The sequence below is a fragment of the Sphingobacterium sp. UBA865 genome (assembly GCF_002295765.1).
GTDB lineage: Bacteria > Bacteroidota > Bacteroidia > Sphingobacteriales > Sphingobacteriaceae > Sphingobacterium > Sphingobacterium multivorum.
Genome location: NZ_DBGB01000001.1, coordinates 194612 through 219069, shown reverse-complemented (window position 1 = coordinate 219069; position 24458 = coordinate 194612). Strand labels below are relative to the sequence as shown.

20 protein-coding genes and 2 pseudogenes are annotated in these 24458 nt (G+C 42.3%); 7 read left to right on the top strand and 15 right to left on the bottom strand.

Annotated elements, in window-relative coordinates:
• Position 1: 1 nt before the first annotated feature.
• From B2O97_RS00915 to mobC, 8 genes and pseudogenes are all read right to left on the bottom strand, one after another.
• The gene (locus tag B2O97_RS00915) at positions 2 to 667 is read right to left on the bottom strand and encodes a DUF3347 domain-containing protein (RefSeq protein WP_002993266.1); all 666 of its coding nucleotides are present in this window, start codon (positions 665 to 667) and stop codon (positions 2 to 4) included.
• A 6-nt stretch (positions 668 to 673) separates the two neighbouring features.
• On the bottom strand, positions 674 to 2773 hold the full coding sequence (locus B2O97_RS00910; protein WP_414711300.1) for a heavy metal translocating P-type ATPase: 2100 nt from the start codon (positions 2771 to 2773) through the stop codon (positions 674 to 676).
• Positions 2774 to 2812: 39 nt separating this feature from the next.
• A complete protein-coding gene (locus tag B2O97_RS00905; RefSeq protein WP_002981094.1) occupies positions 2813 to 3118 on the bottom strand; it encodes a hypothetical protein in 306 nt (101 codons plus the stop codon).
• Positions 3119 to 3132: 14 nt separating this feature from the next.
• A complete protein-coding gene (locus B2O97_RS00900; RefSeq protein ID WP_034735069.1) occupies positions 3133 to 4008 on the bottom strand; it encodes a DUF3347 domain-containing protein in 876 nt (291 codons plus the stop codon).
• A gap of 711 nt (positions 4009 to 4719) precedes the next feature.
• On the bottom strand, positions 4720 to 4941 hold the full coding sequence (locus B2O97_RS00895) for a heavy-metal-associated domain-containing protein (RefSeq protein WP_002981097.1): 222 nt from the start codon (positions 4939 to 4941) through the stop codon (positions 4720 to 4722).
• 99 nt (positions 4942 to 5040) lie between these two features.
• A complete protein-coding gene (locus tag B2O97_RS00890) occupies positions 5041 to 7452 on the bottom strand; it encodes a heavy metal translocating P-type ATPase (protein WP_286710010.1) in 2412 nt (803 codons plus the stop codon).
• A gap of 88 nt (positions 7453 to 7540) precedes the next feature.
• Positions 7541 to 8104: a helix-turn-helix domain-containing protein gene (locus B2O97_RS00885; RefSeq protein ID WP_286710011.1), complete on the bottom strand. Its 564-nt coding sequence runs from the start codon at positions 8102 to 8104 to the stop codon at positions 7541 to 7543.
• A 136-nt stretch (positions 8105 to 8240) separates the two neighbouring features.
• Positions 8241 to 10021, bottom strand: a pseudogene (gene mobC, locus B2O97_RS00880) (conjugal transfer protein MobC); the annotation flags it as partial.
• Positions 10022 to 10133: 112 nt separating this feature from the next.
• On the opposite strand from mobC, the pseudogene B2O97_RS00875 reads away from it, so the two are divergent.
• Positions 10134 to 10817 (top strand): annotated as a pseudogene (locus B2O97_RS00875) (transposase); the annotation flags it as partial.
• 44 nt (positions 10818 to 10861) lie between these two features.
• Here B2O97_RS00875 and arsB read toward each other — a convergent pair.
• The 7 genes from arsB to B2O97_RS00840 form a co-directional block, all read right to left on the bottom strand.
• Complete coding sequence (gene arsB, locus B2O97_RS00870; RefSeq protein ID WP_286766739.1) at positions 10862 to 11941, bottom strand: ACR3 family arsenite efflux transporter; 1080 nt, start codon at positions 11939 to 11941, stop codon at positions 10862 to 10864.
• 1 nt (position 11942) lies between these two features.
• The gene (locus tag B2O97_RS00865) at positions 11943 to 12362 is read right to left on the bottom strand and encodes an arsenate reductase ArsC (RefSeq protein ID WP_286766738.1); all 420 of its coding nucleotides are present in this window, start codon (positions 12360 to 12362) and stop codon (positions 11943 to 11945) included.
• Positions 12363 to 12364: 2 nt separating this feature from the next.
• Positions 12365 to 12850, bottom strand: coding sequence for a GNAT family N-acetyltransferase (locus B2O97_RS00860; RefSeq protein ID WP_286766737.1), 486 nt, complete (start codon positions 12848 to 12850; stop codon positions 12365 to 12367).
• A 9-nt stretch (positions 12851 to 12859) separates the two neighbouring features.
• Positions 12860 to 13333: a DUF6428 family protein gene (locus tag B2O97_RS00855; RefSeq protein ID WP_286766736.1), complete on the bottom strand. Its 474-nt coding sequence runs from the start codon at positions 13331 to 13333 to the stop codon at positions 12860 to 12862.
• Positions 13334 to 13386: 53 nt separating this feature from the next.
• Positions 13387 to 13716, bottom strand: a complete 330-nt coding sequence (locus tag B2O97_RS00850; RefSeq protein WP_286766735.1) for an ArsR/SmtB family transcription factor — start codon at positions 13714 to 13716, stop codon at positions 13387 to 13389.
• A gap of 327 nt (positions 13717 to 14043) precedes the next feature.
• Complete coding sequence (gene chrA, locus B2O97_RS00845) at positions 14044 to 15174, bottom strand: chromate efflux transporter (RefSeq protein ID WP_286766734.1); 1131 nt, start codon at positions 15172 to 15174, stop codon at positions 14044 to 14046.
• Positions 15150 to 15587 (bottom strand): DoxX family protein, encoded by a 438-nt coding sequence (locus B2O97_RS00840; RefSeq protein WP_286766733.1) that lies wholly within the window; start codon positions 15585 to 15587, stop codon positions 15150 to 15152. Before B2O97_RS00840 ends, chrA begins: the two co-directional genes overlap by 25 nt.
• Before the next feature lie 102 nt (positions 15588 to 15689).
• On the opposite strand from B2O97_RS00840, the gene B2O97_RS00835 reads away from it, so the two are divergent.
• The 6 genes from B2O97_RS00835 (at position 15690) to B2O97_RS00810 (ending at position 24383) form a co-directional block, all read left to right on the top strand.
• Positions 15690 to 16511 (top strand): helix-turn-helix domain-containing protein, encoded by an 822-nt coding sequence (locus tag B2O97_RS00835; RefSeq protein WP_286766732.1) that lies wholly within the window; start codon positions 15690 to 15692, stop codon positions 16509 to 16511.
• An 82-nt stretch (positions 16512 to 16593) separates the two neighbouring features.
• Positions 16594 to 17988 (top strand): TolC family protein, encoded by a 1395-nt coding sequence (locus tag B2O97_RS00830; RefSeq protein ID WP_286766731.1) that lies wholly within the window; start codon positions 16594 to 16596, stop codon positions 17986 to 17988.
• A gap of 3 nt (positions 17989 to 17991) precedes the next feature.
• Positions 17992 to 21117 (top strand): efflux RND transporter permease subunit, encoded by a 3126-nt coding sequence (locus B2O97_RS00825; protein WP_286766730.1) that lies wholly within the window; start codon positions 17992 to 17994, stop codon positions 21115 to 21117.
• 21 nt (positions 21118 to 21138) lie between these two features.
• Positions 21139 to 22227: an efflux RND transporter periplasmic adaptor subunit gene (locus tag B2O97_RS00820; protein WP_286766729.1), complete on the top strand. Its 1089-nt coding sequence runs from the start codon at positions 21139 to 21141 to the stop codon at positions 22225 to 22227.
• Positions 22228 to 22797: 570 nt separating this feature from the next.
• Complete coding sequence (locus tag B2O97_RS00815) at positions 22798 to 23289, top strand: hypothetical protein (protein ID WP_286766728.1); 492 nt, start codon at positions 22798 to 22800, stop codon at positions 23287 to 23289.
• A 410-nt stretch (positions 23290 to 23699) separates the two neighbouring features.
• Complete coding sequence (locus B2O97_RS00810) at positions 23700 to 24383, top strand: winged helix-turn-helix transcriptional regulator (RefSeq protein WP_286766727.1); 684 nt, start codon at positions 23700 to 23702, stop codon at positions 24381 to 24383.
• Positions 24384 to 24458: the final 75 nt, after the last annotated feature.

The window sequence follows — 24458 nt, the reverse complement described above, 5'->3', positions numbered from 1 at the left end:
TTTATTTGCTGTTAATTGTTTTTTCCACCTTACCGCAGGTCAGCATTTTAGAACCGTAGTAAGGGTTTTTGATTTCCTTGTTTTCGCTGAACCAAACAGCACCCTTACCGTCATTGAACATCGGGCAATGGTCCTGATACAATGTTTGCGATGTACCGAACAAATCAATCAGGTCTTTCAAATCTTCGCCAAGCGAGGCCAAATGTTCCCGCTGGTGGTGGATGTTGCCGACATTTTCCCCGATATGTTCTGCGTGTTCTTTAGCATCGTCCGCTATGTCCATGTACTTTTTGTGCTTATCGGCAGGAACGGCTTTCATGTCCACTTTATTCAGGGTAGCTAACAGCTTTTTCCCTGAACTGGCGGCAGCTTTGTCATCGTCCGAAACAAGGGCGTTCTTTAAGGACAGATAATCGGTAACTATGGGCGCAATAGAAAAGTTTTTTGCTTCTTCTTTTCCTGTTGCTTTTGCTTCCTGACCGCTCGGAGTTTCACTCACAACGGGCGCAGCTACCGTATCATCCTCTTTTGGTTGGGAAGCTGACTGTTCTTGTGATACAACAGCAGTATCACTTGAAGACTGCTCGTTTTTGTTGGATGCCTGATTGCATGATACTGTTACAAATGCCATGATAACAGCAATGATTGATAATGTTAGATTTTTCATTTTTATTTATTTTTTGATTTTTAAAAAACTTGCGTTAATAGCCACTACAATGGTGCTTACACTCATCAGCACAGCACCCATAGCGGGACTTAAAACAAAATTCGGATAGAGTACGCCTGCCGCAAGCGGTATTGCCACCACGTTGTAGCCAACCGCCCATATAAGGTTCTGTACCATCTTTTTGTAGGTAAGTTTGCCGAAGTCAATCAGTTTGACCACATCCCTCGGGTCGCTGTCTACCAATATGATATCCGCTGTTTCGGCAGCCACGTCCGTACCGGAACCCACGGCAATGCCCACATCTGCCTGTGCCAGTGCAGGTGCATCATTTACACCATCACCAGTCATTGCTACGATTTCGCCTTTTGCCTGAAACTCCTTTACTTTCTCCTGCTTGTTGTGCGGAAGCACATTAGCCAAATACCCGTCCATACCCAATTTTCCGGCTACGGCAGCAGCAATCCTGTCGTTGTCCCCGGTGAGCAGAAAGGACTTGATGCCCATTTTTTTGAGTTCCTCAATCGCCTGTGCCGAACCCTCACGGATGCTGTCTGCCAAAGTAATGATGCCGATTACCCGGTCATCAATGAGGACAAAGTTGACCGTTTCGGCCTCTTGATTGATTTCGTTTGGAATTTCAGGCAGGGAAAGGTGGTTTTCGGTGAAATAATTCGGGCCGCCAGCTACGACATTTTTCCCGTTCACAACACCTTTAACACCTATGCCCTGCATATAGCTGAAGTTTTCAGACTTCCATAAGGCAAGGCTCTTTTCTTTCAATGTAGCCATAATGCCTTTGGCGATATGGTGTTCCGAATTTTGCTGTACTGCGGCAGCATACTGGATAACCTCATCGGCATTATATTCGTCTGTTAACGGTATAACCTTTTCTACGGCATGGGAACCTTTGGTGAGCGTTCCGGTCTTATCAAAAATGACAGTGGAAAGTTTTCGGGTGGTTTCAAATGCTGTGCGGTTGCGGATGAGCAGACCATTGGTCGCCGATAGCGTTGTGGAAATGGCGACCACCAACGGGATAGCCACGCCCAATGCGTGCGGGCAGGCCGTTACCATTACCGTCACCATTCTTTCAAGCGCAAAGGCAATATCTCCACTGCTTGCATACCAATAGGCAAATGTGCCTATGCCAACGGCAATGGCAATAAAGGTGAGCCATTTGGCAACTTTGTCCGCAAGGTTTTGCGTATTGGACTTAGTAGCTTGTGCCTCCTGCACAAGATTGATAACCCTGTTCAGGTAGCTGTCTTTTCCAACGGCTGTTACCTTAACTTTCAGCGCACCATCGCCATTGATAGAGCCTGCGATGACCTTTCCGTCCTTTTCCTTTTTCACGGGAATACTTTCTCCGGTAAGCATGCTCTCGTTGATATACGAAAGCCCCTCCAGTACCAATCCATCGGCTGGAATTTTTTCACCCGGTTTTATGATAGCCGTTTCACCGCTTTGCAGGTCTTCAAGCTTTATTTTTACCACTTCTCCGTTTCGCTCCACCGTGACATCGTTAGGCAGCAAAGCAACCAATGATTGCAAAGCCCGTGAAGCAGCCATTTGGGAACGCATTTCCAGCCAATGCCCTAACAGCATGATGTCGATAAGCGTAGCCAGTTCCCAAAAGAAGTCCATGCCCTGCAAGCCAAATACAACGGCTACGGAATAGACATAGGCTACGGATATAGCGATAGCAACAAGTGTCATCATCCCTATGGCTTTGGCGTTCACCTCGCCAATCATTCCCTTTAGGAACGGCAAGCCTCCATAGCTATAAATCACTGTACCCAATGCCAGCAGCACATATTTATCTCCATTGAAAGCAAGGCTGAAACCCAACCATTGCTGTATCATGTGTGACAGGAGCAGGATAGGGATTGTAATGACGAGGCTTATCCAAAAACGAGCGAGAAAATCGCCTGTATGATGCCCCTCATGTTTGTTAAAGCTATCTCTGGCTTGGTTATGATGAGAATGCCCGGAATGCCCATGTCCTGATTTTTGTACATGAGAAACTGAGCTACCGCCAACGGGAACCAGTGCCATGCCACAAAGCGGGCATTTGCCTGGTTCGTCTTTTAGCACCTGCGGGTGCATGGGACACGTGTATTTTTTCATAATAAGGGGTTTTAAAAGTTATGTTGCACTTAATTTTTTTGCCATCTCATGGGTCATTTCTTCGGCATAAGCACCATAGGCATCCACAAGTACGCCTTTATTCTTACCATCATTGGACGATATGGCATAAATCACGGCATTGTTATCAGGACTGCTGTCGAGGCTTTCAAACCTATGGGTTTCCGTAACCGTAAAATCCTCCGGTTTTAGTTTCAGGCTCCTTGACGCACAGTACAGGCAGTCCGGCAACAGACTAAAGTCCATACTGTATCCACGCTGTCTTAGGTCTTTAAGCGCCTGCACCATGTCATTGTACTGTACCATAGCTTTCAGACCTGTTATTTAATGGTTTCGACCGTACTGCCGCAGGTAAGCATCTGTGAGCCGTAATATGGGTTTTTAACAGCATTCTCTTTACTTAGCCAATTGGCTCCCTTACCTCCATTGTACATAGGGCAGTGCTGGTAATAAACGGGAGTATCCTGTTTAGACACTTTGGCCAGTGTGTAGATGCTTCCCGAAAGTGCCGCAAAAGCACTTCTTTGTTTTGCAACATCTTTTGATTTTGAAATGCTTTCCGCATTGGCCGTCAAGTCCTGCATCACTTTCATCCAAGCCGTATGTTCCTCTGCCGATAGCTTATTCATATCGACTGCTTTAAGGGATGCAGCCAATTCAGCGGCTTTGGCAGATGCGGTCGCCGCATCGGTTTTTATCAAAGCATCTTTCACTGAAAAGTAGTTGTCAAATACAGCCTTTAGCTGTGATTGGTTTTGGGCTGCATCTTTGTTAGCTGCCATTTGACTATGGTCGTGATTGCCATGTCCGGCATTCATGTCCATTCCCGCCTCCTTGTTTTTGGCAACCGTCTTCACTGGTCTATCATACTGGCAGCAACCAGCCAGTTTAGCATATACGTCATCCGGCGCACGGAACTTCTCACTGTCATAACCAGCCAAAGCGATACGTTTCAGGATTTCATCCTGATTTGTTTTGTCGCCGTCATAGGTGAGCGTAGCCATCTTGGTATCTTTGTTCCAGTCCACACTGGCTACCTTTTTTACGTTACCTGCCTTTTCGATGGTGGTTTTGCATATACCACAATTGCCGTAAATCTTTACGGTTTCTGTTTTCGCATTCTTGATTTGTGCGAAGCCGTTTATTGATGATAGTAATACGGCGATTACCATCACTATTTTTGATAATGATTTCATAATAATTACATTTTGAGAAACGGGGGATTGATAAACCCATTTCTGTTTTAAATTTTAAATAAATGATACAAATAGGGGATTTGCAAAAGCCGGAACAGCTTCTGACAGGACATACCTATGGCTATCAGGCCATAGTTTTAGCTTATTTTAGGCGGTAGCCAAATGGAGAAAAAGCCCGAAGAATAGTAGGCTTCTTTGAAACCGAATTTTTGCTTTTTAGCTGCTGCTAAGTGATTTTTTGCCTTTAATTCGATTACGGTTGGGACATTTAGGGAAGTGGTTGAAGCACCGCACCTGCAAGAGCTGTGGGAACAACCGCCCCCGCATTTGTCACTTTTGCATTTTTTACAGGATTTGCTCTTGCAACCTTTTTTATGTTCTGATTTTTTGGATTTCTCCTTTGAGCAGAAAGACTGCTCGGTCTTTGTTGAATTTTTGGAACAGGCATAGCTCTGACTTGGCATCATAAAGAAAACCAAACAGAACAATGTCAAAATGCCTATATGTATTCTATAATTTTTCAACGCAACAAAGTTACAAATTAGATTGGTTTTTTTTATATCGTTTTACGTTTTTTTTGCTATATGGAAAAATAATGCCATATACGCAATAACCTATCGCCTTTTTTCAGAATTGATAAAATGCCCTTTTTCATCAACCCAACCTCATGGAAATTCGGCCGGAAAAAGGGCATTTCAAAAAGTTGCTGGCTTAGGCATCCAAAGGTTCTATTTTGAAGCCTGCCTTTTGCACGGTCGATATTACTTCCTGCTCGGTAATGCCCTCGGACTTCACGGTAAGTACCTTGTCCTTGTTGGCCGTGTCCACTTCCCAATGGCAGATGCCCTCTGCCTTGTCCAAGTGCGGCTTTACAGATGCGATACAGCCGCCGCAATTGATGTTCGTCTTGAATTGAAATTGTTTATTTTCCATTGTTTACAAATTTTAGAGTTATCTGATAATGCAAATTTCCGTACTATTCAGTTAGTTATTGTTGTGTAATTTCTTGTTTGATTTGTGAGATTTACTGTTTTATTTCTTCCACTTCAACCGCAGGCTGTTACTGACCACGCTCACGCTGCTCAATGCCATTGCCGCACCCGCAATCATCGGGTTGAGCAGGAAGCCGTTAACAGGGTAAAGGATGCCTGCCGCTACCGGAATGCCGATTACGTTGTAGATAAACGCCCAGAACAGGTTTTGCTTGATGGTGGCTACGGTCTGTTTGGACAAGCGTATTGCCTGCGGTATCTTGGTCAGGTCGGACGAAATGATGGTCATCTTGGCTACGTCCATTGCGATGTCGCTGCCTTTGCCCATTGCGATACTTACATCGGCTGTTGCCAATGCGGTGCTGTCGTTGATACCATCGCCCACCATTGCCACTACCTTTCCTTTACTTTGCAGTTCTTTCACAAAGTCGGCTTTATGCTGTGGCAAAACTTCGGCTTTGTAATGCTTGATGCCTGTCTGCTCCGCAATGGCTTTAGCGGTAGCTTCATTATCTCCGGTCAGCATATACAGGTCAATGCCCATTTCCTGCATTTCCCGGATAGCCTGCACCGATGTTTCCTTAATCTTATCGGCGATAGCGATTACAGCAAGAGCCTTTTTGCTGTTTGCAAACCAGATAACGGTTTTAGACTGTTTGCCCCATTCTTCGGCCTGGTCTTGTAATTCTCCGGCAATGGCAATGTTGTTTTCTGCCAATAGCTTTTTGTTGCCTACATAATAGGTTTCGTTGTCATGGTCTGCTTTTGCGCCTTTGCCCGTAATGCTGTCGAACATGGATAAAGAGGTGGCCGCTACATCGCCAAGATGCTTCACTACGGCTTCTGCCAATGGATGCTCGGATTGCTTTTCGATGCTCAAAAGGATTTCTTTTGCAGTGTCCTCATTGTTCAGCCATTTAATGCCCGTTACCTGTGGTCTTCCCTCGGTGATGGTTCCGGTTTTGTCCAAAACGATGGCATTTACTTTTTTGGCCAGTTCCAAACTTTCGGCATCCTTTATCAAAATGCCATTTTCAGCACCTTTACCAACGCCTACCATAATAGCGGTGGGTGTCGCTAAGCCTAAAGCACAGGGGCAGGCAATGACCAATACCGTAACGGCTGCCAACAGACCTTGAACAACCCCGTTTTCGCCTCCCAAAATCAACCATAGCGTAAATGTCAGGATGGCAATACCTATCACTGTGGGAACAAAGATGCCCGCAATCCTATCGACCAGTTTCTGTACGGGTGCTTTGCTTCCCTGTGCATCCTGCACCATTTTGATGATGTGGGCAAGCATGGTTTCTTTGCCCACTTTTACCGCCCTGAACCGGAAGCTGCCTTTTTGGTTAATCGTTCCTGCAAATACTTTTTCTTTTTCTTTTTTCAATACAGGTACAGGCTCACCGCTTAACATGCTTTCGTCCACATACGAATTGCCCGATATGACCATGCCGTCTACCGCAATCTTTTCACCGGGCTTTACGAGTATCACATCGCCTGCGCTTACGTCTTCGATAGCGGTCTGCTTTTCCGTTCCGTCCGCCTGTACCACGATGACCGTTTTTGGCTGCAAGCCCATCAGCTTCTTAATGGCTGAAGAGGTGTTGCCTTTGGCTCTTTCTTCCAGCAGTTTTCCCAAGAGGATGAATGCGATAATAACGGCAGCCGCTTCAAAATATACGTGAGCATGCAGTCCCCGTTGATGCCAAAAGTCGGCAAACAGCATATTGAAAACACTGAACAGGTAGGCAATACCTGTACTCAATGCCACCAGCGTATCCATATTGGCGGAACGGTGCTTTGCCTGCTTCCAAGCGTTTACAAAAAAATCCCTGCCCAACCATATTACAACGGGCGTGGAAAAGAGCCACATTATCGGGTCTGCATAGGGCATATCCATAAAGAACATTCCTATGATTACCACGGGCAGGGAAAGGATAATTGCCCAAATGGTCTTGTTTTTCAAGGTTCGGAATTTCTTTTCGTGGATGGCTTCGAGCGTTTCCTGCTGCTTGGTTTCGTCTTCAATCAATAGGTCGTAACCTACTCCCTGAACCGCTTTTTGCAGGGTGGAGGCATCGGTCATATTGGGCAAATATTCTACGGTAAGATTGCCCGTTGCAAAGTTCACGGAAGCATTAACTACTCCCGGTTGGTATTTCACAATGCTTTCGGCACTGCCCGCACAGGATGCACAGGTCATCCCCAATACCGGAAAAGCACTTTTAACCGTAGGAACTCCGTAACCTAAATCTTTAATTGCCTTAACAGCCTCGCCTACGGTTTCATTGCTATCTACTGTAATCGCTGCCCTTCGGTTGTTCAGCTCTACTTTATGGGTTTCTACGCCTTTTACCTGTGCCAATCCCTTTTCAACGATTAATGCACAGTGTTCGCTTTCTACATCCTCCAATGGAATGTATATATTTTCTCTGTTTGTCGCCATATTTGCCTGCTTTAATTTACAATACAAAATTGGCTATTATATTTATGGGTACTGTTGTGAAATTTTGGATTTGATTTGTAAGATTTACTTACACTTTATCCAACGGTTTTCTTTTATCCTCTTTAATCTGTTTGAAATGGCTTGGTGTTAGCCCGGTAACTTTTTTAAACTGGTTACTCAAATATGCCACGCTCGAATAATTTAGGCGGTTCGCAATCTCACTTAATGACAACTCATCATACACCAACAATTCTTTGACTTTCTCCACCTTTTGGGCGATAAAGTATTTTTCAATGGTTGTACCCTCTACCTCTGAAAACAGATTGGACAGGTAATTGTAATCGTGATGCAATTTGTCACTCAATACATCGGAAAGGTTGGTTTTTACATCACTATCCTGATGGTGTACCAGGTCAATGATAATGTTCTTTATCTTTTCTATTATCCTGCCTTTTTTATCGTCAATTACTTCAAATCCTAATGGCTCTAAAGTTTTGGACAAATTCTCTTTTTCCAGAGATGTTATTTCTTTGGAAAGAATAACTTCGCCCAGTTTTATATTTTTAGAATCTAATCCCAGTTTTTCCAATTCGTTTTGTACCACCATAATGCAACGGTCGCAAACCATATTTTTAATAAAGATTGTATTCATATTTATTTACTGACTACGTTTAGTATTTAATACATAAGCAATAAACAAATTTACAATTTAAGTTGAACTACGCTTTGCTCATCGTTTAATTCATTTACAATGATTGATTATTTATGACAAATACTAATGATTAGAATTACTCTTGTTGTACCAAATGCAGCAAGTTCGGGTCATTCTTAATGCGCTCCATTTCACTGACAACAATATTTAGAACGTCTGATTTTATCTGCTTGTAATTACTTTCGATTTCCTGTTTCATCTTATCCTCGCCCTGCTCATTTATAAAAGAAAGGATTTGCGGTATTTGCTGATAGGCTTTGCTTTCTGCTGCTACCTTTTCATTATCCACCACAATTTCAGCGTGAAATATTTTTTGCTCGATACGTTCATCAAAGTTATCCGAAACGGCTCCGACAAACATACCCTGTGTAAGCGTGGATATTTTGGAAGCCGGAATAAGGCTGTCTAACTGTGTGGAGATAGAGGTAGATTTATCATTGCGGTTAATCGTCATACTCTGACGTTTCTGCAATACTTTCCCGAAGCGTTCCGATAGGCTTTTTGCCGTTTCTCCAACCACCTGACCACTGAATATATTGCCAACGGTATTCTGAATTACCTTGCTTTCCTTATCGCCGTAATCCCTCGTCAACTGCGAAAAATCCTGAAAACCCAAACATACCGCAACCTTATTACTTCTCGCCGTTGCGATAAGATTGTCCAGTCCCCTGAAATAAATCGTGGGCAACTCATCTATGATAACCGAACTCTTTAGCTGTCCCTTTTTATTAATCAGTTTTACAATCCTTGAATTGTACAAACCCAACGCTGCTGAATAAATATTTTGACGGTCGGGGTTATTACCAACGCATAAAATCTTCGGCTCTTTCGGGTTGTTAATGTCAAGCGTAAAATCATCACCTGTCATTACCCAGTATAGTTGCGGGCTGATCATTCTTGATAGCGGAATTTTTGCCGATGCTATTTGTCCTTGCAACTGGTCTTGCGCTCCGCCTTGCCACGCATCCATAAAGGGCGACAAATAATTTTCCAAATCGGGGTATGATGTTAAAATCGTGAATACGTCCGAATACTTTTTATTGAGTAATTCAATAGCGTGTGGGAATGTACAATACTTGCCATCCTCATAGATTTTCAGATACCAAATAATAGCAGCCAATAAGATAATTGGGCTTTCCACGAAAAAATCCCCTTGCTTCTGTATCCACGACCTGTTAAGGTTCAGCATTATGGTATATGCGGCTTCGTAGGCATCTGAAATATCCGTCATAAAGTCGGGATTGAGCGGGTTGCAACGGTGGCTCTTGCGTGGGTCGTCGAAATTTATCACGTAAAATTTCGGCTGAACTTTGTACTTATCCCTGTGCTTCAGCAAATGATTGTAGGCAATGGTGGAAAGGTCGTCGAACTTGAAATCGTAGATGTACATACTAAAGCCTTTCTCAATCTGCTGCTTGATGTAGTTGTTTACGATAGCATAAGATTTGCCTGAACCCGGAGTACCCAAAACTATTGATGCCCTGAACGGATTTACAATGTTTATCCAACCGTTGTTCCATTTGTCTTTGTAGTAAAATTTGGTGGCAGGTTAACGGAATACTCGTTTTCCATCAGCTTGGTTTCCTGCTGAAAGCTCTCGTTCTCATTGTTGAAAACATCGTCCATCAGGGTAGTACGGAGTAATCGGCTCATCCATACCCCCGCCATCAGCAAAGCGATATAGCCTAAAGAGATAGTAAGGATATACAGGAATGTGCCTGTTGCCGGAGATAGCTTCAGCAATGGTGTGTTCAGGAAGAACAGCACAAAGCCAACGCCCAAAGCCACGTAAATTTTAGACCAGGTTATCTTCTCATTCTTTACGCCCTTTGTGCCTAAGCAACTCAAAGCAAGTAAAGAAGGTGTCTAAAAAGTCACTGTAAAAAAGGAATCCCCGATACACAAAAGTGTCGGGGATTTATTTTGTTTGTCCTAAAAAAACAGTTAATTTTAGGTGCACCCAAACAATATGGCAAACATACTATTCAAAGCATTACCGTCCAATAGTCCGAGTTTATTTCCGGAAGATATTTTTGCAAAGATCCCAGAGAACCACCCGGTACGCCTGGTGAACGAAGTGGTTGATAAATTGAACATTGAGCACATCATAGAGCAATACAAAGGCGGCGGGACGAGCAGTTTTCATCCGCGGATGCTGGTGAAAGTGCTGTTCTACGCCTACCTGAGCAATATCTATTCATGTCGCCGGATTGAAAAAGCCCTTCAGGAGAACATCTATTTCATGTGGTTGTCGGGCCATAGCACACCGGACTACCGTACGATCAACTACTTCCGTGGCAAGAGGCTCAAAGGCCATATCCAGTCGCTTTTTGCCGATGTAGTCCGTCTGCTTGCCGAATTGGGCTATGTAAGCCTAAAGGTCCAGTACATAGACGGAACGAAGATCGAATCGGCAGCCGGTCGTTACACGTTTGTATGGAAGGGATCAGTGGAAAAGAACAAAGCCAAACTGGAGAAGAAAATAGAATCGGTCCTTTCGGATATCGAATCCCAGATCAAAGAAGACCAGTCGGAGCTTGGCAGGGATGAAACACCCCTTCCCATTGACAGCACAGCGCTCAGGGACAGACTTTCCGCACTGAACGAAAAACTCAGGGAAGCAGGAAAGTCGAACATGGCCAGAATAACAAAGGCGATTAACAATACAATTGAAGTTATGAATGCGACTTCCATAAGTTATTCGTGTACAGTTGATGGACTAAAATATTTCTTCTTTAACCAGAATGCAAGGTTCACTAAGGCGATAAGAGCAGGCACTTCCACAAGTGGCCCGATTACTCCCACAAATGCCTGTCCGCTGTTTATCCCGAATACACCTATAGCTACCGCAATCGCCAATTCAAAATTGTTTCCCGCGGCCGTAAAAGCAATCGACGCACTTTTGGAATAGTCGGCACCCATACGTTTTCCGGCAAAAAAGCTAACGACAAACATAATCAGGAAATAGATAATTAGTGGAATGGCAATCCGCACTACATCCATCGGGATCTCAACGATCAACTCCCCTTTAAGGCTGAACATGACCACAATAGTAAACAAGAGAGCTATAAGTGTAATGGGTGAAATGAAAGGGACATATTTGTTTTGGAACCAATCTAAGCCTTTCATTTTGATCAAAACATAACGGCTGATGACGCCAGCGGCAAAAGGAATACCCAGGTATATACCCACACTTTTAGCTATTTCACCAATAGTAATATTCACCTCCAGTCCTTTCATGCCAAAGAATGGCGGTAATACAGTAATAAAAATATAGGCGTATACACTGTATAACAAGACCTGGAATATACTGTTCAGCGCGATTAGTCCGGCAGCATACTCTCTATTACCCTCAGCAAGCTCGTTCCAGACAACGACCATGGCAATACATCGGGCAAGACCAATAAGGATTAGCCCGATCATATATTCTGGATAATCCTTCATAAAAACAATTGCTAAAACAAACATGAGGATAGGCCCCACAATCCAGTTCAGGAAAAGGGAGGTTCCCAATACTTTAGTATTTTTAAATACTTCACCCATTTTCTCATAACGAACTTTAGCTAATGGAGGATACATCATCAGGATCAGGCCGATGGCTAAAGGTATATTGGTCGTGCCATTGGAAAATGAATTGATAAAGGACGCTGAAGATGGGATAAAATAACCGATACCTACACCTGCTGCCATGGCCAGAAATATCCATAGCGTAAGATAGCGGTCCAGGAAACCTAGTTTTTTTCGTTCGTGTGCAGGAGCACAATTATTTGCGGACATCTTATTGAGTTATATGGTCTGTAATAAATTGTTGGGCATACTGTTTAATGGTATTTCTGACGCTACGAAAAGCTTCATTGATCTCTTCTTCCGTACCAATTGCCTTTGCCGGGTCGGTAAAGTTCTCATGGAACTTTTGTGCTTTGGAAGGGAAGAAGGGACAACGTTCTTTAGCATTGTCGCACACAGTAATAACATAGTCAAAGTCTATACCCTGGTATTCGGTAATGTTGTTGGATGTATGACCTGAGATATCAATTCCATCTTCTGCCATGGTAGCAATGGCTTTGGGATTCACTCCATGGGTTTCTACGCCGGCACTATACACCTCAGCTTTATCCCCTGCGAAGTATCTTAAATAACCTTCTGCAATCTGGCTACGGCAACTGTTGCCGGTACAGAGTACTAATATTTTCTTCATGTTTAGATGATTTTGCTTCTTCTTTCTAATAATAATGTATCTCTCCAAATGCCATCCATATGGCCGATTTTTTCTCGATATCCGACTACCCGGAAACCATTCTTTTCGTGGATACGGATGCTACTTTTATTTTCCGGAAATATACCGGCCTGAAGTGTCCAGATGCCTTTGTATTCACTTTCCACAACTAAGGCTTCTAACAGGCCGGTACCAATTTTCCTTCCGTAATGAGCAGTAGCAATATAAACGCTTACTTCAGCAACGCCGGCATAGACACAGCGGGAAGAAATTGGAGAAAGCGCAGCCCATCCGGTAATTACTCCGGTATCATCAAACGAAACAATTCTTCCGAAAGATAAATGAGCCTTATCCCATTCTTCCCAATCAGGTGCTTCTTTTTGAAATGTCGCGTTTCCGGTTGCTATTCCCTGCAGGTAAATGTGTTTTACTACTTCCCAATCCTTGGGGAGCATATTGCGGTATTTCATCCTGATAAATTAGCAACAGCCACCACCCGGCGTACAACAGCTGTTTCCCGAAGTAGGTAATGCGGAGAGGTTAATCTTAGTTTTTTCTTCTGGTACACCGCATTTATCCATAGCGAGACAAGCAGTTTGTTTATATAAAAGCTGGAAATTAGTTCCATCAAAACCAAGGTCATATTTTCCGATGGTTTCCGACTGGTATTCAACTTCTATTTCCAGGTCTTCCATACCCAGTACCTTTTCAGAGAGGTCAATAATGCTGAGTAATTTCCCAGCCTTTAAACGGTGTTCATAGTCGTTAGCATCCCATAATTGAAAGTTAGCTACTTTTTCATGACGTACAGTTCCACCGCAATCAATAAAGTCTTTAGTGATTACACCTACCTCTGTAACATGGAAATGTTCTGGCACCATATTGCCATTGGGCAATTGAAAATTTACACTTTCTGCGTTTGTGAGGATCGCTTTAATTTCTGAAAGTTTCATAACGAATATTTATTGTTTAATTGCAATATTGCGATATATATGATTAAATTTTTTTAACAACAGGATCCAATTCCTTTGTACGAAGAGAAAAATTGACCAAGTTCACGCTGAATTAGGTCCCAGGTCTTTGGTTCTATACAATAACACACCTTAACACCTTCAATGTTCCCTTGAATTATCCCTACATTTTTTAACTCTTTTAAATGTTGAGAAATCGTAGCTTGTGCAAGGCCTAACTCTTCTACCAATTCTCCGCAAATACAAGCATTAGCCTTAATTATGTGTTGCAGGATGGCTATACGAGCAGGATGGCCTAAAGCCTTTAAAATTACAGCTAATCTATTTTGTTCATCTGTAAATATATCTGATCTTGTTACTCCCATAATATTGCAATATTATGATTAATAATTTATAAATACAAATGTTTAGAAAATAATTCAAAACATTGAATCTTTCACCCTAATAATTAAAGATGCTTACTTTATTTTCAGGAATATTTTGTAGTTTCAGAAAAACTAGGTAGGGAGCAGGAGGGATATAAGGATGCTTAATTTTTCGATCTTTATCCAATAATTATTGAAACTATCTCTATACCATGATTATATATTATCGCGATATGAAAACTGTATTTAAGGGGGAGGCGTTGCAGAGTGGCAATCTTTTTAAACTACTCTTTACAAAGTAGATTTTATCATAATCAGGTCATGAGTTTACACAAACGATAAAAGGTATCCGGCCAAAGAGCCTCCCAAAATAACGAATGCGCTATTGATCGTTTTAAATTTCCAGCAAACAGCAAAACCGCAGATAGCGATCAAGCTTGTTTTCCAGTCTGTAATTGATGCGCTGCCTGTTTCGATACAAACAACTAAAATAAGGACAACTGAAACCATATTTACGGCGTCTAAGAAAGCAGACATCATCTTGGAATTGCGCAGTTTCCGTATTATTGGGTTAAGTAAGGCTACAAACAAAAATGAAGGCAGAAATATACCTATCGTCGCCGCGATTGCTCCTGGGATACCGGCTAGCTGCCATCCAATAAATGTTGCTGATGAAAAAACAGGGCCTGGCGTAAACTGACCAACAGCAATAGCATCAATTAGTTCCTGCCTGCTTAAGAGCCCGGTTTCAACAAGCTCCGAATCAAGAAAGGCGAATAGGACATAGCCGCTGCCATATAGGATAGCACCGATTTTAAGAAAGATCCAAAATATCCTCCAATTAAAGGCATCGGAAGAAAATGTGCCCAAATGTAAAAACGCTAATGGAAAAACGCTGTTAGCTGACTGCCTATTACGGGGCTTGTAAAGAAACAGCAACACTCCGGTAAAACCAGCACTAAAGAGCAGCAATATCTCATTGATGCCATAAAAGGCCAATGCTCCTGCAATAAAGCCTAAAATCCCTACCTCAATAGATTTCAGCGCCTTCCGGCCCAAAGCAATCATCAAGGAAACAATTACCGAAATAATGGCCGGTTTGATCCCATAAATAAATGGGGCTACTTCCGGCAGTTTACCATATTGCCGATAGGCCCATGCGAAAACACCGGTAATTAGGACCGCAGGAAGAATAAACGAAAGTCCTGCAACAACAAGCCCTTTCCATCCGGCTCTTTCATGGCCTATATGCATGGTCATTTCAGTTGAATTGGGACCGGGTATCAGATTGGTTGCCCCAACCATATCCAAGAAATGTTCTGCAGAAAACCATTTGCGTTTTCTCACAACTTCCTCTTCCATCAGCGCAATATGTACCGCTGGCCCGCCGAAACCAATGCAGCCTAATTTAAAAAATAACTGTGCCAGTTCTTTTAAATGCCTTTTCTCTTTTTCCATAAGCTTTGGTCCAGTGACCATTTTCCTCCTCCTTTAATAATTAAAAAGATACAACCTAATAACATTGCCCAATCCGTCCGGCTGTCATGGAGCATTGACCAAAAGCCGTTGTCCAGATATAGCTGCAATTTGGTTGCAGCCATTGCAACTAACATAATAACTAGTAACGGAATAGCTGACAGTCTTGTGAATAGCCCTAGCAAAACCAATATCCCACAGGTAATTTCAAAACTGCCTACAAAAGGCCCCAGGAATCCAGGATTTGGCAAACCTATTTTTACGAAGCGGCCTGTCCCTAGTTTATCAGCAAACAAGAACTTTTGAATTCCTTCCGATAGAAAAACAGCACCAACCATTAACCTGATGATGATTGTTGTGCCAGCATTGTCAGTGTATACAATCCTTTGAAACATAGCATTCTTAATTTATATTTAAGTAAGCCCAATTTAGTCTGTAAATATCTAAAAATGTGGTATATTTGAAAATAGAATGGTATCGGTATTTCAAAAGTATATATGGAGAATAAAATAGCTATAAAAGATAAAATAAACACTTACACTACAATCAAGATAGCGCCATTTAAAAAAGAAGTAAGGGTAACCAATCCCCATAAACACAACAACTATTTTGAAATCATTTACCTTTCAGAAGGAGCCGGTTTTCACACTATCGATTCACAAAGGCATAAGGTTGTTCCACCAGTTGTTTTTTTCGTAAGGAAGGAACAAATCCATCATTGGGAATTAGATGCCGAGCCCGAAGGTTTTGTGGTCATTATCAAACGGCAATTTGTGGAAACTAGTCTAGATAAGGAAATCAAAACGCTCCTGTATAAATTAAGTAAGACGGAAATGCTTCATCTGAAAGAGACGGATACCATCACAGTCCTGTTCCAGCTATTGGCTAAAGAAAGCATGGTTGAAAAAGTTAACCCTAACCCAGTTATTGAAGGACTCTTGAAAGCTTTGCTTGGAAAGCTTTTGTTGGAAGGTAGTTCTGCTGTAGTACCGAACCTTTCTGAAAGTAATCTCTACCATTCTTTCCGGGAGCTACTCAGTCAGGAAACCCGGTTAAAGAACAGCGTTTCGTATTATGCTTCGAAACTGAACACTTCTCCACAGAACCTTAACGCAGTATGCCGGAAAGCTGCAAATTTGTCCGCTGCCGATATACTCTCTGAATTCATTATCAGTGAAGCAAAGAGGCTCCTGATATATACTGACAAAACCATATCGGAAATTGGTTTTCTGCTCAGTTTCAATGACTCGTCCCACTTTGTTAAATACTTTAAGCGTTTCGCTAATATTACCCCAAAAACCTTTCGGATGGAACAGTAATAATACCGCAGTTTTTTCAAATATACCACGTAATTAATTTATTATAGTGCATTTTTGGTTAAAATTTAACCAGAAAATTTAGATGAACAGAAACGTTTTAAGAATGTCAGGAAGCCTTCATTTGTTGGTCATGGCATTTTTATTTATCCTGCTTTCCCTAAATGGAAATGCGCAGCAGCTACTGTCCCTTAAAGATCTACCCGTGTTGGTAAAGGACAATCTGCCACTGTTAAATGCAGCCAAAGCCAATGCAGAAGCAGAAAAGTCCTTGATTGATTATGAAAAAAGAAGCTTAATGCCAGATCTCAACATCGGTTACCAGGCAAACATCGCAACTTTCAACAATATCACCGGAATGAGTTACCCTGGGCTGATCATGCCCATAAGTGGACCACCATCCCAGAATAACGATCATAATTTCGTCCCTGGGTCTGCAGCGGCGGCTCTTCTTACCTGGAGGCCAATCTCATTTGGACAACGCCAATCAGCTATTGAAAAGGCAACTGCCCAATTTAAACTTGCTAATGCACAGTATAACGAGCAGGTGTTCAGATATCAGTTCGAAGCCATAAATACTTATCTGGAAGCCGTCTTTTTTAAACAGGTAATTTCGAGCAACCGGGCAAGTATCAAAAGATATTCGAGTAGTTTAGAGCAGGCACTAGTGCTTGCAAAAACCGGATTGAGGCCTGGCGTAGATACCATACAGCTGCAAAGCTCCTTAGCCCAGGCAGAAATAGAGCTACTACAAAACGAGAATAGCTTCAGGCAAAAACTGATAGTGCTCGCAGGTCTTGTTGGAAGCGCAGAACGAAATGGAAATTTGATACTTACAGATACAACTTTTAAAAGCATGGGGGTTTTCATGGATTCTCTGGAAGGTAATGTAAACCATCCCTATTTTTTAACTGCTTCTGCACAGAAAGAGCTGACAGAAGCTAAGTTGGATGAAGTGAAGAAGAGCTGGAGGCCAAAACTGGATTTTTGGGGCAATGTATATGGCCGAGGTTCGGGAATAAATGCCACAGGAACTATTGACAAAAATGACGGACTAAATTTGAGCCGGACTAATATGGGTGCTGGGGTGCAAATCAGCTTCCCTGTTCTCCAATTTTATCAATTGAACACAAAAAAGAAGCAATATGGGCAATTGGTTCAGGCGGAGGAATACAGGGTCAAACAGCTGCAATCAGACCTTAATAAACAGACCGACATGGCCTGGCAGCAGTACAAATTCAACCTTGCAATTTTTAATAAACAGAATATACGCCTCAAGAGTGCAGCTGATGCCTTCAATAGCTTAAAGATCAGCTATGAAAGCGGATTGGTTGATTTCGCGCGTTTGGCTCAGTCGCAGTACGAACTCCAGCAAGCAGAAATAAGCAGTGCAACTGCAATATTGGTTATTCAGCGTTCATTGCTGGAAATCAGCATCGCTAGGGGAGATTTAGACCTTTTTTTCCAACAGATACAATAATAGATGAAACTCATTATCTCAGCGCTTAGGCATCCCATCACGGTTCTTGTAGCGGTAATCGCAATTGCGTTTTTTTCTTTTATATCCATTCGCAACAGTAAGATAGATATCTTCCCGAAGCTCGGATTGCCAACGGTTTATGTTGCACAGCCTTATGGAGGCTTGTCTCCCGAACAGATGGAGGGTTTTGTTACCTCCTATTATGAATACCATTTTCTTTATATTACTGGGGTAAAATATGTTGATTCAAAGTCCATTCAAGGGGCTGCAATCATTAAAATCGAGTTTAATGAAGGAACAGATATGGCTCAGGCCATGGCTGAGGTAGTAGGCTATGTGAACCGTTCCAGGGCGTTCATGCCACCTGGTACCGTACCTCCGTTTATTACCCGGTTCGATGCTGGAAGTGTACCCGTTGGCCAGTTGGTATTCAGCTCCACGACAAAGACATTGGGCGAAATCTCCGATCTGGCCCTATTCCGGGTAAGGCCGATGTTTTCAACCCTGCCTGGGGTTTCTGCGCCGCCGCCATTTGGAGGAAACAACAAAACGGTGATCGTAAACGTAGACCCGGATAAGATCCGCAACTATCAAATGACACCAGAACAGGTTATGCAGACGCTGGCGACCTCAAATACCATTTCTCCCGCGGGGAATGTTCGCATTGGGGACAGCACCTACCTGACGCCGCAAAATAGCGTTATTGAAAATTTACAGGACCTGGAAAATACGCCATTGCAAAAAGGTAGTGGAGCGTCTGTTTATGTAAAGGATATTGCAACGGTTAGCATTGGGTCCGACGTGACCACTAGTTATGCTTTGGTCAACGGAAAAAGATCAGTTTATATACCTGTTACAAAAAGGGCTGATGCCTCAACATGGGATGTTGTTCAACTGGTTAAGGCTTCGCTACCTGATATGCAAGCTGCAATTCCTGATGACATCAAGGTCTCCTATGAGTTCGACCAATCAGGTTATGTGGTGAATGCCTTAAAAAACCTGCTCTTTGAGGGAGGGTTGGGCGCAGTTCTGACTGGTCTTATGGTCTTGCTATTTCTTGGTGACAGAAAAGCTGCTTTGATCGTTGTACTTACTATCCCTCTGGCTTTGCTTTGTTCTGCTACAGTTCTGTACCTTATGGGCCAGACCATCAACATTATGTCCTTGGGCGGATTGGCCTTATCGGTTGGAATATTGGTTGATGAAGCCACAGTAACGATTGAAAACATCCATCGTCATTTAGAAATGGGTAAAAGCAAGGCACGGGCAGTTGCAGATGCTTCCAAAGAAATTGCCATACCCAAACTTTTAATATTATTGAGCATTCTTGCAGTCTTTGTTCCGGCATTTTTCATGAATGGGGTACCAAGGGCTATGTTTGTTCCCTTGTCACTCGCTGTTGCGTTCGCCATGATCGCATCTTTTATCTTATCCCAAACTTTTGTGCCGGTAATGGCTAATTGGATGATGAAGGGGCATAGCCAGAAAACTTCAGCGGACAAGATTTTCAACAAATTCAGATCCTGGTATGAGAATAAGCTAGCCTGGGTGTCAAAACATACCAGCCGTGTTTCCTTACTATTTGTAACGCTTTCGATAGGGCTGGTCGTACTATTTTTTATGTTGATTGGCACCGAGCTGTTTCCGGCTGTGGATTCTGGGCAGACACAGATCAGGCTCCGTTTACCGGTAGGTACCAGGTTGGAGCGTACCGAGGATGCTACCCAAAAATTATTGGCCTTATCTGAAAAGATAGCTGGAAAGGATAATATTGAAATTACTTCTGCTTTTGTCGGAACACAGCCTTCAAGCTTTCCCGTAAACTACATCTATCTTTGGACTGGAGGACCGCATGAAAGTGTGACCAAGATAAAACTGAACAAGGGCTCAATTGGAATTGATGACTTTAAGGAAGAACTGCGCGCTGCAGTAAAAAAGGAATTGCCTAAAGCTGTCATCTCCTTTGAGCCTGGAGACATCGCAAGCCAGGTCTTGAATATGGGTACAACCAATCCAATTGAAATTGCTGTAGTAAACAAAAACCTGGACCAGGGCAAGGCGACAGCTAAAAATATCGTTGCAGCACTTTCAGCGTTGCCCTATATGCGCGATGTTCAGATTGCAACACCGCTTGACTATCCAACGATAAAAATTGACGTGGACCGGATCAAAGCCGGGCAGCTTAATTTAACATCTGAACAGATTACCCGTTCAGTAGTAGCGGCAACGTCGAGCACCCGGTTTATGTCACCTGGTTACTGGCTCGATAAATCAACGGGTACAGCCTATATCGTCCAAGTTCAATATCCGGAATACAAAATGAACGCTACCTCTCAAATTGAGATGATACCGGTTGGCGGAGGAAATGGCAATACCCATCTTTTGAATGAGGTAGCTTCCTGGAAAAAAATTGCCATGCCAGGCGAATACGATCGTTTAAATCAGCAGCGCTACATTACAGTTACAGCCAATGTCCATCATAAAGATTTGGGAGCTGCATTTAAGCAAACAGAAAATATTGCTGCAGAATTAAGGAAGGATCTTCAGAAAGGTGCTAAAATATTGGTGAGGGGGCAACCTGAATTGTTAAGTCAAACCCTTAATGGTCTTGAATTTGGATTATTCGTGGCCATAGTTGTAGTATTTTTGTTAATGGCGGTATTCTTTCAATCTTTCAGGATCGGATTTGTAATGCTTTCAGTTATTCCGGCCGTAATATCAGGCTCTTTGCTGATGCTATTGATTACCGGGCAATCGATGAACATACAATCTTATATGGGAACTATTATGGCAGTAGGCGTAGCCATTGCAAATGCTGTTTTATTTGTAACCAATGCTGAAGTGCTGAGAAAAGAGGGGAACAATGAAAATTCACACTTGCATTCGGCCCAGAACCGTTTACGCCCAATAGTAATGACAACATTAGCAATGATTGCCGGTATGATTCCTATGGCTACAGGTGATGGAATGATTGCCCCTTTAGGGATTGCAGTAATAGGCGGATTAATCACTTCAACCATTTGTGTTTTATTCTTTTTGCCATCAGTATACCAAACGATGGTTGGTTATAAAAAATACAACCATCTCTCGCTGGACCCAGATGACTCCAATAGTAAATTCTCAAAATAGTTAAACTGTAGACTTAAAGAAATGACAAAACTAATATTCAAATTATCAATAGTTGTACTGTGCTTTTCTGCATGTACAGAAAAAAAATCACCACAAAACGCAGCTACTACTCAATTGACAGATACTGTACCTGTTTTTATCTTGTCAGGTTCGGAGGTAAACAAGTCTATTGAACTTCCTGCGGAATTGTTGCCTTACGAAACAGCAAACCTAACACCAAAGGTTGAAGGATATATCAAAGAAATCAGGGTGGATATTGGAGATAAGGTCAGCAAAGGGCAGGTGCTTGCAGTAATTGACGCGCCGGAGCTAAGGACCAAATTTGCGGAGTATAACGCTGCACTATCCTCAGCTCAGTCCAAATACCAGTCCAGCAAGGACGTTTACGAAAGATTATACAGGGCCTCGCAAGCAAAAACATCAGGTATTGTTGCACCTGTTGATCTGGAGAAAAGCAGGAACCAAAAGCTGACAGATAGCGCTGCTTATCAAAGCGCAAAAAGTCTTGCCCAGTCTTATAAAGAAGTAGCCGGCTATCTGGTTATAACAGCTCCTTTCAATGGTGTAGTTACTGCGAGAAATGCGGATAGAGGCGCTCTGGTCGGACAAAGTTCTCCAATATTTACCATCCAGAACACAAGTACGTTAAGGTTAAGAGTTGCAGTTCCTGAAACCTATATTTCAGCAGAAACGAAAGGGAAGGATGTTGATTTCAGGGTTGAAAGTAATCCTGATAAGCGCTTTTCTGCTCAGTTAGCAAGAAAAAGTGGTGCAATTGATCCTAAAAATCGTACGGAAATCTGGGAATATAGATTCAACAATTCAAATAATGACCTGAAAGCAGGCAGCTTCGCCTATGTGAAGCTTAATCTTCAGCGGAACTCGGCTTCCTTGGTTATCATGCCGAGCGCTATTGCCACTAACCAGGAGCGCAGGTTTGTGATAGCCCTTAAGAACGGAAAAGCGGAATGGGTTGATGTACGCCAGGGAATGAGTACCGAAAATGGAATTGAAGTATTTGGGGAATTAAACGCCGGAGACACACTCGTTGTAAGAGCAACAGATGAAAGGAAACCGGGATCTGAGGCTTTTTGGAAAGTGAAAAAATAAATTTGATTAATTAGCAGGATTTTAGATTTAGGATGATAAAGAAGCTTGAATATTATATCTTAGATAAAGAATTATTGAATATTTAAAGAAGGTCAACATCAAAATCCAAAGGAGAAATCTAACCTTAATAAAACACCGTAAACATGCTCTAAATAACTTTTTGAACAATCTTATAAAGACACAAAAGATTCTGAAAAAAAATCGAACCTAAAATGATCTGATATTAATATTTTGATTAAGAGGATTTTACTGCATCCTTATTATAAAAGATTATCCTTTTGTTTCAGAGATATTTAGTGTTTGAGGAAAACTGGTTAGGGAGCAGGAGGGATTTGAACTGATTTGATTTTTCAGGTATTATCCACTTAATACCGTGTGTTAATAAAAACTGCCATGAATTTGGATTTCATGGCAATTGTTTTATTATCGAAGGGAGGTAACCGAACCAATTGATCCTAGACCATTTAAAAGCATTTTTCTGAGTACTTTTTTTATTATTGCCAGGAGACTATTAGATTGACTTTTAAATCTCAAAGTTTTAGTCCTCGTACCAGAAAGTAGGTATTAATTTTGCACCATTTCTCCATACTTCTACCTCATGAGAAAGCAGTATGGGAATTTTTAAAGGATAATAATGTAGTTGAAGTATATCCATATTTTAAAGAAAAGTTCGATCAACAAGATGAGGAAATATTGGAGTTGACAAAGAAATTAGAGGAATTATTTAGGAAGGAGAGACTAGATAAGTCTTCAAAAATATCAAATCCAACTCAGGAGGAATTAGAAGAAATGAAGCGAGAATACTTTCATCATTTTTTCCTTACTCATGATATATCTATTAGATTGGACACATTACATTTGAGAAAACTTAATGAATTTTCGGAATATTACCCATTGCTTCGCACTATTGATACTTTAAGGTCGAATGAAAGGAAAACACAGATAATTCAATTTATATTAAATGATATTCCCACTCCAAGTTCTGATACCTCATGGGATCATATAATAGAATTTAGAACTGATGAAGATGTAAAAAATAAATATTTGGCGTTGATAAATTAGATAAATAGAACATCCAATTCCAACTCAAAAATTTCTGAAATAAAGGAGGAATATGATTATTTGTATAGTGCATAATCCGGAGGATATGCACCCAATATCCGGCTGTTAATCCAGGCTGAAAAGGAGCTGATATCTCTGCCATTCCGGCATTTATGCACCCAAAAACAGCGTAAAGGGAGCTGTTTAGGGAGAAATTCGGAGCTGCTCCGTCGTGATTCCGGAGGATATGCACCCAGCAGGTGGATCGGGGTATAGATCCGGGACGATTCCGGAGCATGTGCACCCAGAAAAGGCACGATAACCGTTGTTTTGATCTACATAAACAGCGATTCCGGAGGATATGCACCCAGTTGGACCCTATTATTTTCTGTGCTTTTTGTTTAATTGCCAATTCCATCAAGAAAAGGCATATGGCAGGAAAAACAAAAAGAATGAGCACGATAAAACAATTACTCCGTTTACATCTCCAGGGGCTGTCCAACCGTAAGATTGCCGAGCAGATCGGTCTTTATAAGGGTACGGTGAACCGTTATGTCCAGAAGTTACAGGTCATCAGCCGCCCTGTCGGAGAACTGCTGGATATGGAAGAACCTGTTCTGGAGAGGCTTTTTACGGCAGGATCCCCCGCCTACCTACAGGACCGTTTCGAAGACTTCAAGCCTCTTATACCATATCTGGAAAAAGAACTCGGCCGCAAACACGTTACCCGCAAACTGCTCTGGGAAGAGTACCGTGCGGAGCACCCTGATGGCTACGGTTATTCGCAGTTCTGTCACCATCTGAACCAATTATCGGTAGCCCGCAGGGGCAGCGCGGTCTTCCAGCACGACCCGGCACACCGATTACAGGTTGACTTTGTGGGCGATACGCCGGGTTATATTGACCGCGACAGTGGGGAGATCATCAAGGTACAGGTGCTGGTTGCCGTCCTCCCATACTCCAATTATACCTTCGCCATGGCCGTTCCCACCCAGCACACCGACGACTTTCTATATGCGCTGGGAAAATGTCTGGAACATCTTGGAGGCGTTTTGTTCATTTCCGAAAAAGAATTGGCGAAAAAGGTATCGAAAAAATCTTTGCCTACAGCGTAAGAATGCACGATGCCAAGACGAACACCTCAAATTTTGTTTTGTCCGATACTACCGTTCAGGAGAATAATACCTCTT